We start from the raw sequence: 16,882 nt of genomic DNA on the forward strand, positions 1-16,882 counted from the left end.
TCTTTTTTTTCGATTTCTTGAACGGCTGTTTATTTAATGTGCGGTTTCATCATTTGTGCGTAAATCCCACAAACATTTTCCATCACTTTTTTTATTAATCATTTTCAATAATTCCAAATGCGCTTGCGTTTCTTCCTCACTGGGCTGAATGATGTTTAAATTATTGGAAAAAATAACCGCACTTTGTTTAAATTCGGAATGATTTTCTTGTGTTGCCATCACAACTGACAGATTATTTTCCTCTTCTTCCTCACCGAATAGACTGGTTTGTCCACCCGTCATCGAAAGATAAACGTCTGCCAAAATTTCCGCATCCAGTAACGCACCGTGCAACGTTCGCTTACTGTTATCAATACCTAAACGATCACAAAGCGCATCCAAACTATTACGCTTACCGGGATAAGCTTGGCGTGCCATTTGCAAAGTATCCGTTACTACGCAAATATCCGCCGTCTTAACATCTAATCCGAGTTTGCGAAACTCATAATCCATAAATCCCACATCGAAGGGAGCGTTATGAATTAAAAGCTCCGCCCCTTTAATATAATCAATAAATTCTTGCGCTATCGCCTTAAATTCCGGTTTATCCGCCAACATTTCATCCGTAATCCCATGGACTTTAATCGCATCAGGATCTACCGCTCGATTCGGATTAATATAAATGTGAAAATTATTTCCCGTATAGCGGCGGTTCACTAATTCCACCGCACCGATTTCAATAATGCCATGCCCTTCATAATGAGCGCCAAGCTGGTTCATACCTGTGGTTTCGGTATCCAGCACGATTTGACGATTCGGATTAATCATTTGTTCAGCCTACCTCTTTTCATTACAATGTGGCTCATTTTACACAACAGATAGTTTATTATGCAAAAACAGATTGAAATTTTCACAGATGGCTCTTGCCTCGGCAACCCGGGAGCGGGCGGTATTGGCATTCTGCTACGTTACAAACAGCATGAAAAACAAATTTCCAAAGGTTATTTCAACACAACAAATAATAGAATGGAACTCCGAGCCGTAATTGAAGCACTTGAAAGTCTAAAAGAACCTTGCATAATCAGCCTTTCCAGCGATAGCCAATACATGAAAAACGGCATCACAAAATGGATTTTTAATTGGAAGAAAAATAATTGGAAATCCAGCACCGGCAAACCGGTGAAAAATCAAGACTTATGGATCGCATTGGATAAGGCGATTCAGCCTCATAAAATTGAATGGAAATGGGTAAAAGGGCATGCCGGACACCGCGAGAATGAAATCTGTGATGAATTAGCCAAGAAAGGGGCTGAAAACCCAACTTTTGAGGACGAAGGTTATCTACTAAATTAAGTGCGGTTGATTTTTTCCTATTTTTTATAAACAATAACTGTACAAAAAACATACTAATTTGATTGAAAAATGTGATCTTGATCTAATTTTTGAAAAATGCTAACCGTTTTCTATTGACAGAAAAATAGCTTTTTGCAACGATCCGGTCGCCTATTCTAGGCGGTTGACATTTTCGATAATGAAAAGTTCAGTCTTGGTCGTTAACACACCAGTAAGGAATAACAATTATGAAAAAAACACTAGCAGCATTAATCGTAGGTGCATTTGCCGCTTCAGCAGCAAACGCAGCAGTAATTTATGAGAACGAAGGGACTAAAGTTGAATTAAACGGTTCTCTTCGTGTAATTTTGGAAAAAGCTAACAGTAAAGAAACTGATGCAGCAGGTAATTCAACAAAAAAATCAAATTCAGCATTACGTAATGCGGGTTCACGTTTTGGTGTAACGGTGAAGCATAACTTGGATAATGATTTCTATGCGTTAGGTCGTTTAGAGTTCCGTTTCGACGATACCGAGTCTCGCGACAAATTTGGTAGCCTTTATGCTAAACGTGCTTATGTAGGCTTAGGTAGCAAAGCGACCGGTGATATCACTTTCGGTCGTCAACTAACCGTTGCGGATGACTTAAGCCAAACTAATGATTATGAATATGGTATCATTCCAAAAGGTGACTACATCCCAACTTCCGGTACCGGTGTAATTCGTTATGACTACCGTGGTGTGGAAGGCTTACAAGTAAGCGCAAACTATAACTTCGGTCAGCGTCACGATGAGAAAGGACATAATTTAGATGCTGATGCACGCATCAAAAATTCTTACGGAGTAGGTGCACTCTATGCTCAAGATGCGTATGATGTACGTTTTGCATATGGACATACTAACTACGAGACTGGCACAGCCAATACTAAGCACCGTAAAGATGGCTACCTAGTTTCAGCAAGTTATGCATTTGGTGATTTTAAATTAATTGGTGATTTTGGTTATGCTCATGAAAAAGACGGGGACGAAAAAACCAATAAATTCTATGTATCTCCAGGTTTTGAATACCAAGTTATTCCTGCATCTAAAGTATACGGTAACTACCTCTATGAACGTGTTAAAACTGAAGATGTAAGCAAATCAAAAACACATGGTTTCTTACTTGGTGCTGACTACAAACTTCATAAACAAGTTGTTGTATTCTTAGAAGGTAAATATTTACGGACTAAAGATTACTCAGATAATGGTAACGGTTACACCTATAGCGGTAAAACAGATGACAAAGCCATCGGTGTAGGTATGCGTGTTTACTTCTAATTATTAAATTAGAAACAACTCCAGAAAAGGCGAATCTTCCGATTCGCCTTTGTTCATTTTTAAATATTCATTTTAAAAGTGCGGTTATTTTTCAATTATTTTTCGGTATTATGTAGCAGTTACATAAATCATCGTAGGATGCCGTTAGGCGACCAATTAACAAAGTTTAATGATGAAATGGTGCGTTACGCAAAGCTCAACATACCCTATTCAAATTAAATATTAGAGATAAAATTCTCTTTATACGATTGCTCCATAATAATGTTATTTTTGACTACATACCGCAATAAAATGCAATTTACGTTGTGGATCATTAAAGATTTTAAACATACGCTTAAATTGCTCACGATTCTCCGGCTTCATCGCATTTTTAATAATTTTCAACGTGCCAAATACACCTTCATCATAAATCATCCCCCGCGGTGAAAGAAGCGTCATTTCTCCCGAAAAAGTTTCTATATTGCGAAAACCGCATTCTTGAAAAATCTCTTTCCAACCCTCTTTCGTTAATGGTGTTACCGCTACATTAATGGCTTTACGCATATCTTCAAGGATCGTTTGATGATTTTCTGTACCAACCAGCATCACATCATGAGTAAGTAAAAAACCGCCCGGTTTTAATACACGTAAATATTCAGTAATTGCCTTTTTCTTCGCTTCTATGGGCAACATCGTGAGCATTGCTTCGTTGATAACGATATCAAAGGTTCCCTCATCAAAAGGGAGTTTCATTGCATTCGCACGTTGCACATGAATTTTATCTTGCATCCCCTTTGCTTCAATGTTTACTCTTGCTTTTTCCAATGCTTCTTCATCAAGATCCACACCTTCAATATGACAACCGAACCGCTTTGCTAAACCAATCGCTGTCGTTCCCATATTGCACGCGACTTCCAGTACTTTTTTATCTTTGTTGAAATCACCACTTGCAATCAACCAATCCGTTGCTTTCTTACCACCGGGACGCAAGCGGGTTTTACCTAAACGTGCTAAAAAATTATGTCCGACTTCTTCCTTTGCCATCTTAATCTCCTACTTAATTACTAGGTTTTATATTATAGATGAAAACGCTTTTTATTAAAATGATAAAAAGCCTGTACAGTTATTTACTGCACAAGCTTTTTTAGAACAGAATTAATGGTTATTAAAAGAAGGGGATTTTAGAAAATCAATCCCTCAAATAAGTCGTACCTCAATTCAATTTCCATTCCCCGTTTACTACAGTACCAATTACTTGATAATCCGGTGTGAACACCGCTAAATTGGCGATTTTCCCTTTTTCTACCGAGCCCAAACGATCATCAACTCCAATGGCACGAGCAGGATAAAGATTACTCATTCGAATAGCTTCAGCAAGAGGAATTTCAACAAATTCGACTGCATTTTTAATTGATTCCATCATTGTGATAGAGGCTCCGGCTATTGTTCCGTTTGTATCGTAACAACGCCCTTCTTTCACGTAAATCGTTTTTCCTTCAAAAGTAAATGTTTCTAACTCAGGACCTGCCCCTGCTGCGGCGATAGAATCCGTTACGATACACAATTTATCACCTTTGATTTTCTTATCAATGCGAACATTGCCATAATCAACATGTATGCCATCCACGATAATACCGGTGTAAACATCCGAATCCAGCACCGCACCGACCACGCCCATAGCCCTCCCTGAACTAATTGGTGACATTGCATTATGTAAATGCGTTGCAAAAGTCGCACCTTTGCGGAAGGCTGCTTTTGCCACATCATAGGTGGCATTAGAGTGCCCAATAGATACGATAATTCCGTTTTTCACAAAATCAGGGATATATTGTGTAGTTGGGTTTTCTGCTGCGATGGTTATTTTGGTAATGACATCGCCGTTTTCGCAGAGAAAATCTTTCATTTCAGGTGAGATTTCACGAATATATTCCGGACGGTGTACGCCTTTTTTCTCTACGCTAATATAAGGACCTTCAATGTGTAAGCCGAGTGCTTGATTTTTATGCTTGGTTAAATATTCACGCATAATTTTGACCGCACTTTTAATGCCTTCATCCTGTGCCGTGATAAAAGTCGGTAAGAAACTGGTGCAGCCGGATTTTAAGTTGGTGGCTTGCATTATTTCTAACGTTTCTACGGTAGTTTGATCGTTAAACATCACGCCACCACAGCCGTTAAGTTGTAGATCAATAAAGCCTGCCGTAAGGTTATTGCCCTGTAAATCAATGATTTTAAGATCTTTTTCTACTTCATTTTGCGGTATGACCGCTTCAATCATTTCACCGTTGATAATAACGGCAAAATCCCGTAATACTTCGTATTTTGTGTAAATAACACAGTTCGTTAATGCGTATCTCATCTTATTTCCCTAAAAATAATCAAAAAAACGACCGCACTTTCGTGCGGCGTTGGCGATTTATGATAACACGCTATGAATTGCGCGTTGTTCCAATTCGGTGAAGTATTTGACTGTTTTGACTTTCAACTCTTGTTGTGCAGATTCATCACAAACTAAAATGAAATGGCGATGAAGTTGTAATGCGCTGACTGTCCACATATGATTTACCGAACCTTCCACCGCCGCTTGCACGGCAAGGGCTTTTTGATGCCCGGTTGCAAGAATCATCACTTCTTCCGCATCAAGCAGTGTGGCAACTCCGATGGTTAATGCATATTTCGGCACTTTATTTATATCATTATCAAAAAAACGCGAATTGGCGAGTAATGTATCTTGCGTTAAGGTTTTAATGCGGGTACGAGAATTCAATGAGGAAGCAGGCTCATTAAAAGCGATATGCCCGTCATTACCCACGCCGCCCATAAAGAGATTAATTTTTCCGTAAGATTTTATTTTTTCTTCATAACGACGACATTCTTCATCGTGATTATCGGTGTTACCGTTCAGAATATTGATATTTTCCGGCTGAATATCAACATAGTTAAAGAAATTGTTATACATAAAACTGTGATAACTTTCCGGATGTTCTTTCGGCAAACCAACATATTCATCCATATTAAATGTCACCACATTTTTAAAACTCACTTCGCCTGCTTGATAAAGTGCGATTAATTCTTGATAAGTTTTTAACGGTGTACCGCCTGTTGGTAATCCAAGAACAAACGGACGTTCCGCCGTTGGTTTAAAATGATTAATACGATCCACAATATGGCGTGCAGCCCAGCGGCTCACTTGTTGATCATTTTGTAGGGGGATTAGACGCATAATAAATTTCCTTTATTCTAACCGCACTTTTAGAGAACGAAAGTGCGGTCATTTTTCCATTTAATTCGGTATTATGTATCGGTTGCACGAAGAGAGTTTTATATCCAATATTGGTGCGTTATGGCTTCGCCTAACTGTACCCTACAATGATTTGTGTAACAGCTACATAATAACGATTTAATTTCGATATTATGTCGCTTGCACAAAAAGAATTTAGTGATATAGGTTCTGTAGGGTGGGCAACAAGTGTACCACCCTACCTTTCACTTTGTGCAATCGATATACCGTATTACTATAAATATTTCTCTTTTAGTGCTTTGGCTCTAGCGAGTTGTTCCGGCGTTGCTTTTGCTGTCATCGGTTCACGGCAGTAACCGGCTTCCACGCCTTCTAATTTGAGCAATTCTTTGATGGTTAAATATAAGCCGTTTGCTAAAATACCTTCAATTAAGTCATTAGTAACGTGTTGAATTTCCAATGCTTCTTTTATTTTACCGGCTTTTGCCAATTCAAAGATTTGACGTGCGCGCACACCGTTTACATTAAAAGTTGAGCCAATCGCGCCATCCACACCTAAAGAGGCAGCCGGTAACATCATTTCATCAAAACCTGCCCAAATTAGGTGTTCCGGATAGGCTTTTTTCAAACGTTCTAACAAATAAAAGTCCCCTGCTGTAAATTTCACGCCAAGCACTTTTGGATTTTTATAAAGTTCGCCGAATTGTTCGATCCCCATATTCACACCGGTTAAAAACGGAATGGAATAGACGATCATATTATTACCGGTTTCGGCAATAATAGTCTCGTAATAATGTTTAATCTCAGGGAAACTGAATTTATAGTAGAATGGAGTAACGGCAGATAAGCTGTCATAGCCTAATTCGGTAGCATATTTACCCAATTCAACCGCTTCGTGTAGGTTTACACTTCCCACTTGTGCGATAAGCGCAACCTGATCTTTCGCTTCATCTTTCGCAATGCGGAAAATTTGTTTTTTCTCTTCAGTCGAAAGCATAAAATTTTCGCCGGTAGAACCGCCCACATACAAACCATCGACTTTCATTTTATCGATATTGTGGCGAATAATCTGGCGTAAACCTTTTTCATTAATCGAGCCATCTTCGTTAAATGACACTAATAACGCACTGAAAATACCTTTTAAATCACGCATAATTTTCTCCTATTTTATACGTTGCTCTAGAATTACATTGAGCGTTTTTTGCTTGGTTTGCACCGCTCTATCTTGTTCACTTTGTACTAACAAAGCGTAAATCAAATCTAATACAAAAAGCTGGGCGATCTTGGTACCGATAGAATCCCCCTGCAATTTGCCTTGTTTATTACCATTCACTAATACAAAATCGGCGGATTCCGTAACAGGTGAACGTAAGCTGTGTGTGATAGCCACTGTGGTTGCACCGTTTTGTTTGGCGATTTTTAAGGCGTGGGCCGTTTCTTGCGAACAACCGGAATGACTAATACCAATCGCAACATCATTGGGTTTTAATAATGCCGCCTGCATATACATAAAATGATTATTACCGGTGGCATCCACTTGGAAACCGATTCGCATTAATTTATTTTTTGCTTCTTCTGCAGTGATACCGGACGATCCCACGCCAAACAAAAAGATTCGATTTGCTTGACGTATCGCTTTCACACTTTCTTCCAGTTGTTTAAAATCTAATAAATTAATACTTTCACTTACAACATTGGAAATCGCATTTTGTAACTTTTGTGCAATATGATACGAGCTATCCGCTTGATCAATATCCGTTTCCAATAACGGATTATCAAGATTATCTTTGGTCGCCAACTCAATTGAGAGCTCTAACTTGAAATCACTAAACCCTTTAAAACCGATAGAACGACAAAAACGTACAAAAGTCGCTTCGCCTACATTTAAATGAGCGGCAATTTCAGAAAGCGGGCATTGCACTACAAGATCCGGCGACATTAAAATCGTATCTGCTATTTTTTTCTCGGTTTTCGTTAAACTCTCATATAATGAGCTAATCGTATTCAAAATATTGCCACTCTTAACCATAGCAAACTCCTAAAACCGAATTATTTAAGTAAAACATCGTTAACCCAATAGGCTGCACCAATCAATCCGGCATCCGGTCCTAATTGGGCTGCAGTTAATTCACAATGATAAACTTGTGGCATTTCATTGAGAAAATGCTTAACCAAGGGTAAATAACCTTCAGCTAGTCCCACGCTGCCACCGATTACCACTTTTTGCATATCCAAACCGATTTTCAAATCCGCCACCAAATTCGCAATGGCATAAGCGGAACGTTTTACAAGTGCGGTCGCTTTTTCATCATTTTTTCTGAAAAGTTCAAATACTTCTTTTGGGGAGCAAGGGCTTTCCCAGCTTAAAGTAGCTGCTTCAATCGCCCGTCCTGCCGCAATCGCTTCAACACAACCACGGCGACCACAACCGCATAGAGGCCCGTTTGGATCCGCTACAGTATGCCCGATATGACCTGCAATGCCATTCGGTTTAGTGAGTAATTGATGATCTAAAATTAATCCGCCGCCAACACCGGTCGAAACGGTGATAAAAGCAAAATTAGCAAGTTGAGGTTGATTCTGTAACTGATATTCTGCATAGGCTGCCGCCTGTACATCATTGAGTAAACCGATAGGTTTATCCGTGTGGCGTGCAATACTTTCTTTTAGTGGAAACTCGGCTAAACCACCGAGGTTTTTCGGATTAAGTGCGGTCAAAATTCCCTGATTAATAATTCCCGTTGAGGCAACGGCGACATAATCAAATCGACCGGCATAATCTATTAATAATCGTTCAATGGCTTGATGTAGTGCTTTTGCAGCATTATCTTGCGGTGTCGCAATTTGTTGGCGTGAAGTTATCTCACCATTTTTAACGATTGCCGCCGCAATTTTAGTACCGCCAATATCCAGAGCTAAACAGCGCATAATAAATCCTTAATTATTGAGGTCCGGTTCAATAAAATATACCAATATTATTTGACCGCTTTATTTCGCAGATTTCACTGCATTTGCAAACCAACCCACAATATGTTCAAGACGGGTTAAAGCGGATCCTACCGTAACAAAATCCGCACCGATTTCGATGGCGATTTTAGCGAGTTCCGGCGTATTATAACGCCCCTCTGCCATCACACGGCAGCCTGCGGCTTTAAGATCTTTCACTAATTGATAATCCGGTTCTTCCGGCACTGCATTACCCGTATAGCCTGACATCGTGCTACCGATAATATCAAAGCCTAATTTTTGGCAATGTAAACCTTCCTCTAAATTGGAACAATCCGCCATAGCCAAACAACCTAATTCATGGATTTTTTTGACCGCACTTTCCAAATCAATCGGGCGTAGGCGGTTCGTCCCATCAACGGCGATAATATCCGCCCCTGCTTTTGCAAGATCTTCAATATCAGATAGAAAAGGCGTAATACGAATCGGACTATCCGGCAAATCCCGCTTCACGATACCGATAATGGGTACATTCACCACCGGACGTGTCGTCTTTAAATTATCAACACCTTCAATACGAATACCGGCAGCTCCGCCGATGACAGAAGCCTGCGCCATCGCAGCAACAATTTCGGGTTTATCCATTGGGCCATCATCTACAGGTTGGCAAGAAGCAATTAAGCCGTTTTGAATATGTTGAAAAACTTGTTCATGTGTAAGTTTTAGCATATAAATATCTCATTTTTCATTTATGACGTATGCCTTTAGCCAAAATTGCTAAAGTCTCCCTTGTTATACGACCGATATTATATAGAAAAATCACTCCATATTAAAATATTTTTTGAAGTATATTTTTGTAAATGTGATCTATATCTCATTTTTGAAATAAAACTCCAAAATCTATTTAAAAAAACTTTTTTTACTCTTAGAATGAGAAACGAATAAATCATTTTGGTTGAAATACTGCCAAAAATCATTCTCACAATAGCACTATCAATTTGATAGATTTCAATAGGAGCAACATTATGAAATTCACCAAACTTTTTCTTGCAACGGCAATGACTTTTGGTATGTCTTCCGCTGTTTTGGCTGCAGATTATGATTTAAAATTCGGAATGAATGCCGGAACTTCATCTAATGAATATAAAGCGGCAGAAATGTTCGCTAAAGAAGTAAAAGAAAAATCAGGCGGCAAAATTGAAGTGTCACTCTACCCTAGCTCACAATTAGGTGATGACCGTGCGATGTTAAAACAATTAAAAGACGGGGCGCTTGATTTCACTTTTGCTGAATCCGCACGTTTCCAGCTGTTCTATCCTGAAGCCGCCGTATTCGCTCTTCCTTATGTAATCAGCGACTACAATATAGCGCAAAAAGCCTTACATGAAACCTCGTTCGGTAAAGATTTAATTCAAAAAATGGATAAAGATTTAGGTGTTACATTACTTTCTCAAGCCTATAACGGCACTCGCCAAACCACATCAAATCGAGCCATTAACAGCATTGCCGATATGAAAGGATTAAAACTTCGCGTGCCGAATGCGGCGACAAACTTGGCTTATGCAAAATATGTCGGCGCATCGCCAACTCCAATGGCGTTCTCTGAAGTCTATCTTGCTCTTCAAACCAATTCTGTTGATGGTCAAGAAAACCCGTTAGCCACAGTGCAAGCACAAAAATTCTATGAAGTGCAAAAATTCTTAGCCATGACAAACCATATCTTAAACGATCAACTTTATTTGGTGAGCAATGAAACCTATCAGGATTTACCGGAAGATCTACAAAAAGTGGTGAAAGAGGCAGCTGAAAACGCAGCAAACTACCACACTAAATTATTCGTAGAAGGGGAAAAAGAATTAGTGGCTTTCTTTGAAAAACAAGGTGTAACCATCACCCATCCTGACCTTACGCCATTTAAAGAAGCAATGAAACCGTTCTATGCAGAATTTGTGAAACAAACGGGAACGAAAGGCGAGACCGCTTTAAAAGAAATTGAAGCACTCGGTAAATAATCCATTTTGAGTGTGCCGGCTCCTCGGCACACTTAACACTTAACCTTTAACCTTCTCTTTGTTTCGTCTCCCTTTTTATGGAGTGAAGTATGAAAATCTTTAACAAACTTGAAGAATGGATTGGTGGCGTATTATTTCTTGTCATCTTTGGCATTCTTGTGGCACAAATTTTATTCCGTCAAGCATTTAACTCCCCTTTAATTTGGAGTGAGGAATTGGCGAAACTCCTCTTTGTTTATGTAGGTATGCTCGGCATTAGCGTCGCTATTCGGAAACAAGAACATGTTTATATTGATTTCTTAACGAATTTAATGCCCGATAAAATCAAAAAAATCGCCAATACCTTCGTGCAACTTGTCATTTTTGCCGGTATTTTCTTCTTTATTCATTTTGGTATTCGCACCTTTATGGGCGCAAACTTTCCAATTGATGCTTTAGGCGGTATTTCAGAAAAATGGATCTTTGCCTCTCTGCCGATTATTTCCATTTTGATGATGACCCGATTCTTCCAAGCCCAAGCGCAAAATTTTAAAGAAAACAAAAGCTATTTGCCTGCTATCTTTTTTATTGTAAGTGCGGTTATTTTATTAGCGATTTTATTCTTTGCGCCTGACTGGTTTAAAGTATTACGCATAACAAATTACGTAAAATTAGGTTCTAACGCCGTTTATGTCGCATTACTTGTCTGGCTTGTCATTATGTTTCTTGGCGTACCGGTGGGTTGGTCATTATTCATCACAACGTTACTCTATTTCTCAATGACACGTTGGAATGTCGTGAATGCGGCAACAGAAAAATTAGTTTATAGCCTTGATAGTTTTCCGCTTCTCGCCGTGCCGTTTTATATTTTAACCGGTATTTTAATGAACACAGGGGGGATTACCGAACGAATCTTTAATTTTGCCAAAGCCCTATTAGGACACTATACCGGCGGTATGGGACACGTGAATATCGGTGCAAGTTTATTATTCTCAGGCATGTCAGGCTCCGCACTCGCAGATGCCGGCGGTTTAGGTCAACTTGAGATCAAAGCAATGCGTGATGCAGGCTATGATGATGACATTTGCGGTGGTATTACTGCAGCTTCTTGTATTATCGGTCCATTGGTTCCGCCAAGTATTGCAATGATTATTTACGGTGTGATTGCCAATGAATCCATCGCAAAACTTTTTATTGCAGGATTCATACCGGGTGTATTAGTAACAATTGCATTAATGGCAATGAATTATTACATCTCTAAAAAACGTGGTTACCCGAGAACGCCTAAAGCCTCTCGCGAACAACTTTGTACCTCCTTCAAAAAAGCGTTTTGGGCGATTTTAACACCATTATTAATTATCGGTGGTATCTTCTCCGGCTTATTCAGTCCGACTGAATCTGCGGTAGTGGCAGCGACTTACTCCGTTATTATCGGTAAATTCGTCTATAAAGAATTGACCTTGAAAATGCTTTTTAATAGCTGTGTGGAAGCTATGGCGATTACCGGTGTTGTTGCATTGATGATTATGACGGTAACCTTCTTCGGCGATATGATCGCTCGTGAACAAGTGGCAATGCGCATTGCCGATGTATTCGTTGCCGTGGCGGATTCACCTTTGATGGTATTAGTGATGATTAACGCACTCTTACTCTTCCTCGGTATGTTTATTGACGCATTAGCATTGCAATTCTTAGTACTTCCGATGCTTATTCCTATTGCAATGCAATTTAATATTGACCTCATATTCTTCGGCGTAATGACAACGTTAAATATGATGATCGGTATTCTAACACCACCGATGGGTATGGCTCTCTTTGTTGTGGCACGGGTGGGGAATATGTCCGTTTCTACGGTAACAAAAGGGGTATTACCGTTCCTTATTCCGATTTTTGCCACGCTGGTAATAATGACTATCTTCCCGCAAATTGTTACGTTCATACCGAATCTATTGATTCCATAACATAAAAGTGCGGTCATTTTTGACCGCACTTTGTTCCCCTCTCTTTAGAAATTAGAAAAAAGAAAACATCATTCAATATTTACTCTATTCAATGCCGTTTTATGAATAGCAAACAACAACCTTTGCTTAGATAAAGTTTATTAATATTGCGGTATTATGGCATCACTTGAAAAAAAGCTGTTTTTAATTCATGTGTAGGGTGCGTTAGGCTTGCCATAACGCACCAAATTGGGGGGTTAACGGTGCGTTACGCCTTTGGCTAACGCACCCTACTCTGTTTTATGCAATAGTTACATAATATTGTTAATCTGTAGGGAAATGTAGTAGAAAATCACTAACATCGGTTAAAACATTAAATTATGACGATAAACATTGACTGCGGAGTAAATTTTCCTACCGAGAACGATATTACATAACGGTTGCACAAAGTGTAACTTTAGTTTGTACACTTTCTATATAGTAAAAATCCACCTTCATAGAAGGTGGATTTTTACTCATCGATTATCTTATACCGTAAACGACAATGGTTTTTCCATGGGCGTGAATCAAATTTTGGTCTTCTAACATTTTAATAATGCGTCCTACCGTCTCACGGGAACACCCTACCATTTGCCCGATTTCTTGGCGTGTAATTTTAATTTGCATACCATCAGGGTGAGTCATTGCTTCCGGTTGTTTTGCCAAATTTATCAGGGTTTGCGCAATTCGTCCTGCCACATCCAAAAATGCCAGATTGCTCACTTGACGTGATGTATTTTGTACACGGCGCGCCAATTGTGCGGTGAGAAACATTAAAATTTCAGGGTTGAGTTGGATAAGCTGACGATATTTTTTATAGGAAATTTCAGCGATTTCACAAGGTGTTTTGGTTTTTACCCAAGCCGAGCGTTTTGATCCCTCATCAAACAATCCTGCCTCACCAAAAAATTCTCCGGCACCGAGATAAGTTAAAATCATCTCTTTGCCTTCATCATCTTTTGCCGACACCATCACGCTACCTTTAATCACATAATAAAGTGTTGTCGCATCTTCGCCTGCATGAATTAAGGTTGATTTTGCCGGATATTTATGAATATGGCAGTGTGTTAAAAACCAATCCAGCGCCGGATCTCTTGCCGGAGCTTTTTCTTCCTGATTCAGCTCCATATCAATATCGACATAATCTGACATATCGACTCCTTATCAATTCCTTACTTTAAAAATTCCATTTTATCTTTTATATCAATGGATTCATGCAACTCTGACCAAACAATCACCGCATCTCCATTACGAACGCGCGCTAACAACTGCTCTTTTTTTCGTGCGAGAGGAATTTCTTCAACACCGTAATCCGTTCCTTCACGCAATATGATACTTTCAATAATATTATCAAGCGTTGTGGGATCTAAATCCTGCCACGGAATAATCATATATTTCCCTCGGAAAGTCAATCAAGCGAATAACGGCTCAATAAACCGCCATTGCTGTTCAAAAGACTGGTTTGAAGTCGTGCGAAAATTCGTACGAACATAGCGCATAAATTGTCCTTCACATAAGGTAACCAGATGAGAGGCAATAATGCGCACATCAACAGAAAAACCTTTTCCCTCACGCAATTTTCTCATTTGTAAAATATTGACGAATTGCATTTCAAGGCGATCGAAGAATTGAGCAACACGCGCTTGTAATTGCGGATCTTCAAACATTAACGCGTGACCGGTTAAAATTCGTGTCAATCCCGGATTTTTACGGGCAAAATCCAAAATCATCTGTAAGATATCATGCACACGATGCATTGTATTGGTTTCGTTACGAATAGAGGTATTAATTCGGCTTAGTAAATTACTTTCAATGTTCTCAATCAAGGCTTCAAACATTTTGGTTTTACTAGGAAAGTAACGATAAAGCGCCGCTTCCGATACGCCGACTTCTTGCGCTAAACGCGCAGTCGTCATCCGCTCCATTCCCCGTTCAGAATGTAGCATATGCGTCAACACGGTCAACACCTGCTGACGGCGTTCTTTTATCGTACGCTTTTCAATTTTTGACACTTTCACTTCCGGCTTAATTTCATCTACACCGTCTAATGATAATTGCTCTTCTACCATAAATTATTTCTTACCCGAATGTCCAAAACCACCTTCACCACGTTCGGTTTCCGTAAATTCGCTAACAATATTGAACTCCGCCTGTACAATCGGCACAAATACAAGCTGCGCAATACGATCACCGATTTCTACTTTGAACGGTTCAGAACCACGATTCCATACAGACACCATTAAAGGACCTTGATAATCAGAGTCAATCAACCCCACTAAATTACCTAACACGATGCCGTGTTTATGCCCTAACCCCGAACGAGGTAAAATCACCGCCGCCAAATTAGGATCGGCAATATAAATAGATAGCCCCGTCGGAATCAATTTCGTTTCACCCGGTTGAATTTCCAAGCTTTCATCAATCAATGCCCGTAAATCAAGCCCTGCCGATCCTTCAGTCGCATAAGTCGGCAAAGGAAATTCCTTGCCGATGCGTTGGTCTAAAATTTTCACATCAATTTTTTTCATTTACTTCCTCTAGTTCGATATCAAAGTGCGGTCAAAATTATACGTTTTTTCAACATTATGTAGTAGTTGCACAAAGAGAATTTTATATCCAATATTTATTGGGTGTAGGGTGCGTTAAGCTTTGCGTAACGCACCATTTATTTCATCGTAAAACCCTTTATGGTGCGTTACGGCTTCGCCTAACAGTACCCTACGGTGATTTGGGCAAGTTACATAATCCTGCGTTTATCTCAAAGTGCGGTCAAAATTATAAGTTTTTTTGATATTGTAGAACGATTTCGTTCACCAAATCAGCGGCTAAATCAGCTTTTGATTTTAAAGAAAGGGTTTTACCGCCACCTTGCCAAAAAAGTTGTAAGGCATTTTCATCCGCATTAAATACTTGCCCACCGGATACATCGTTCGCACAAATCATATCCAATTTTTTACGTTGCAATTTATCTTTCGCATAATCCGCTACATTTTGTGTTTCGGCAGCAAACCCGACGGTGAATGGGCGAGATTCGGACAAATGCCCCACGTCCGCGACAATGTCCGGATTCTTAATGAGCCTTATCGTCATCTCATCACCTGATTTTTTAATCTTTTGCGTGGCGACTTCTGCAACACGATAATCAGCCACAGCCGCACAACCAATAAAAATCTGATTTTTGAGCGCACTTTCAAGGGCGACTTGCCACATTTCTTGTGCAGAAATCACATCAATACGATTGACGTTTTTCGGTGTCGTTAAATTGACCGGCCCACTAATCAAAGTTACATTTGCACCACGTTTAGCAAAAGCCTCTGCAATAGCAAAGCCCATTTTTCCGGAGCTGTGATTAGAAATATAACGCACCGGATCGAGCGGCTCACGTGTTGGTCCGGCAGTAATGACTACATTTAAATCTTGTAAATCTTGGTTTTGAGCAAAGAAATCGGAAAGAGCGGTCAAAATTTCCATAGGTTCGGACATTCGCCCAGTACCCACATCACCACAAGCCTGAAAGCCGCTATTTGGTCCGATAAATTGCACGCCACGTCCCTCAAGTGCGGTTAAATTTTGCTGAGTTATGGGCTGACGGAACATTTGTTGATTCATTGCGGGAGCAAGAAAAATCGGCGCATTTGTTGCCAAACAAATCGTCGAAAGCAAATCATTCGCCATTCCTACCGTAAAACGGGCAATAAAATCGGCACTTGCCGGCGCAATCACAATGACATCCGCCCATTTCGCCAATTCAATATGTCCCATGGCAAGCTCCGCTTGCGGATCAAGTAAAGATTGCGCCACGGCATTACCGGAAATGGCTTGCAAAGTCAGGGGAGTCACAAACTCTGCCGCTGCAGAGGTTAACACGACACGAACCTCAGCCTCAGCCTCCGCCTTACGTAATAAGCGAATAAATTCAATGGTTTTATAAGCTGCAATACCACCTGTAATCCCGACCAGCACACGTTTTCCGGCTAATTCCATTTCCTCTCCGTTCAAGAATATTTAAGTTTGTTAGTGCTTAACCACAATTCGTTGCATTTTACTTCAATTTATCAGAATAAAAAATTTTATTTTTACGATCTGCTTCCCAGATTTTATATGCCGCCTTAGCGTTAT

The 16,882-nt window shown here is 39.8% G+C and carries 17 protein-coding genes; 4 read left to right on the forward strand and 13 right to left on the reverse strand.

All coding sequences use genetic code 11. The features are described from left to right. Positions 1-33 precede the first annotated feature (33 nt). On the reverse strand, positions 34-807 hold the full coding sequence (dnaQ, locus tag HEMROJRC1_RS03210) for a DNA polymerase III subunit epsilon (protein WP_226691596.1): 774 nt from the start codon (positions 805-807) through the stop codon (positions 34-36). A gap of 60 nt (positions 808-867) precedes the next feature. On the opposite strand from dnaQ, the gene rnhA reads away from it, so the two are divergent. Continuing rightward, positions 868-1,332, forward strand: a complete 465-nt coding sequence (gene rnhA, locus HEMROJRC1_RS03215; protein WP_226691597.1) for a ribonuclease HI — start codon at positions 868-870, stop codon at positions 1,330-1,332. A 227-nt stretch (positions 1,333-1,559) separates the two neighbouring features. Continuing rightward, a complete protein-coding gene (locus tag HEMROJRC1_RS03220) occupies positions 1,560-2,627 on the forward strand; it encodes a porin (RefSeq protein ID WP_226691598.1) in 1,068 nt (355 codons plus the stop codon). A gap of 264 nt (positions 2,628-2,891) precedes the next feature. Here HEMROJRC1_RS03220 and HEMROJRC1_RS03225 read toward each other — a convergent pair whose 3' ends face one another. The 7 genes from HEMROJRC1_RS03225 to HEMROJRC1_RS03255 form a co-directional block, all read right to left on the reverse strand. Further along, the gene (locus HEMROJRC1_RS03225; RefSeq protein ID WP_226691599.1) at positions 2,892-3,650 is read right to left on the reverse strand and encodes a class I SAM-dependent methyltransferase; all 759 of its coding nucleotides are present in this window, start codon (positions 3,648-3,650) and stop codon (positions 2,892-2,894) included. A gap of 169 nt (positions 3,651-3,819) precedes the next feature. Beyond that, positions 3,820-4,965: an N-acetylglucosamine-6-phosphate deacetylase gene (gene nagA, locus HEMROJRC1_RS03230; RefSeq protein WP_226691600.1), complete on the reverse strand. Its 1,146-nt coding sequence runs from the start codon at positions 4,963-4,965 to the stop codon at positions 3,820-3,822. Between the two features lie 57 nt (positions 4,966-5,022). Then, positions 5,023-5,829 (reverse strand): glucosamine-6-phosphate deaminase, encoded by an 807-nt coding sequence (gene nagB, locus HEMROJRC1_RS03235; RefSeq protein ID WP_226691601.1) that lies wholly within the window; start codon positions 5,827-5,829, stop codon positions 5,023-5,025. Between the two features lie 292 nt (positions 5,830-6,121). Continuing rightward, entirely contained in the window at positions 6,122-7,000 is an 879-nt protein-coding gene (gene nanA, locus HEMROJRC1_RS03240; protein WP_226691602.1) for an N-acetylneuraminate lyase, read from the reverse strand. A gap of 9 nt (positions 7,001-7,009) precedes the next feature. Beyond that, positions 7,010-7,876, reverse strand: a complete 867-nt coding sequence (locus HEMROJRC1_RS03245) for a MurR/RpiR family transcriptional regulator (protein ID WP_226691603.1) — start codon at positions 7,874-7,876, stop codon at positions 7,010-7,012. A 20-nt stretch (positions 7,877-7,896) separates the two neighbouring features. Further along, complete coding sequence (locus HEMROJRC1_RS03250; protein ID WP_226691604.1) at positions 7,897-8,775, reverse strand: N-acetylmannosamine kinase; 879 nt, start codon at positions 8,773-8,775, stop codon at positions 7,897-7,899. A gap of 60 nt (positions 8,776-8,835) precedes the next feature. Beyond that, complete coding sequence (locus tag HEMROJRC1_RS03255) at positions 8,836-9,522, reverse strand: N-acetylmannosamine-6-phosphate 2-epimerase (protein WP_226691605.1); 687 nt, start codon at positions 9,520-9,522, stop codon at positions 8,836-8,838. 293 nt (positions 9,523-9,815) lie between these two features. Between HEMROJRC1_RS03255 and HEMROJRC1_RS03260 the strand changes: the two genes are divergently transcribed. Then, on the forward strand, positions 9,816-10,805 hold the full coding sequence (locus tag HEMROJRC1_RS03260) for a sialic acid TRAP transporter substrate-binding protein SiaP (RefSeq protein ID WP_226692920.1): 990 nt from the start codon (positions 9,816-9,818) through the stop codon (positions 10,803-10,805). Positions 10,806-10,894: 89 nt separating this feature from the next. Then, on the forward strand, positions 10,895-12,745 hold the full coding sequence (locus HEMROJRC1_RS03265; RefSeq protein WP_226691606.1) for a TRAP transporter large permease subunit: 1,851 nt from the start codon (positions 10,895-10,897) through the stop codon (positions 12,743-12,745). 501 nt (positions 12,746-13,246) lie between these two features. Here HEMROJRC1_RS03265 and crp read toward each other — a convergent pair. The 5 genes from crp to coaBC all read right to left on the reverse strand — a co-directional run bounded on the left by crp (position 13,247) and on the right by coaBC (position 16,747). Next, entirely contained in the window at positions 13,247-13,915 is a 669-nt protein-coding gene (gene crp, locus HEMROJRC1_RS03270; RefSeq protein WP_226691607.1) for a cAMP-activated global transcriptional regulator CRP, read from the reverse strand. A 20-nt stretch (positions 13,916-13,935) separates the two neighbouring features. Further along, positions 13,936-14,154 carry a YheU family protein gene (locus HEMROJRC1_RS03275; protein WP_226691608.1) on the reverse strand — a complete coding sequence of 73 codons (219 nt, stop codon included), beginning with the start codon at positions 14,152-14,154 and terminating at the stop codon, positions 13,936-13,938. A 21-nt stretch (positions 14,155-14,175) separates the two neighbouring features. Then, positions 14,176-14,832 carry a nucleoid occlusion factor SlmA gene (gene slmA, locus HEMROJRC1_RS03280; protein WP_226691609.1) on the reverse strand — a complete coding sequence of 219 codons (657 nt, stop codon included), beginning with the start codon at positions 14,830-14,832 and terminating at the stop codon, positions 14,176-14,178. A gap of 3 nt (positions 14,833-14,835) precedes the next feature. Next, positions 14,836-15,291 (reverse strand): dUTP diphosphatase, encoded by a 456-nt coding sequence (dut, locus tag HEMROJRC1_RS03285; RefSeq protein ID WP_226691610.1) that lies wholly within the window; start codon positions 15,289-15,291, stop codon positions 14,836-14,838. 247 nt (positions 15,292-15,538) lie between these two features. Further along, positions 15,539-16,747, reverse strand: a complete 1,209-nt coding sequence (coaBC, locus tag HEMROJRC1_RS03290; RefSeq protein WP_226691611.1) for a bifunctional phosphopantothenoylcysteine decarboxylase/phosphopantothenate--cysteine ligase CoaBC — start codon at positions 16,745-16,747, stop codon at positions 15,539-15,541. Between the last annotated feature and the right edge of the window lie 135 nt (positions 16,748-16,882).

Origin of the sequence: Rodentibacter sp. JRC1 (genome assembly GCF_020521555.1) — a bacterium.
GTDB classification, from domain to species: domain Bacteria; phylum Pseudomonadota; class Gammaproteobacteria; order Enterobacterales; family Pasteurellaceae; genus Rodentibacter; species Rodentibacter abscessus.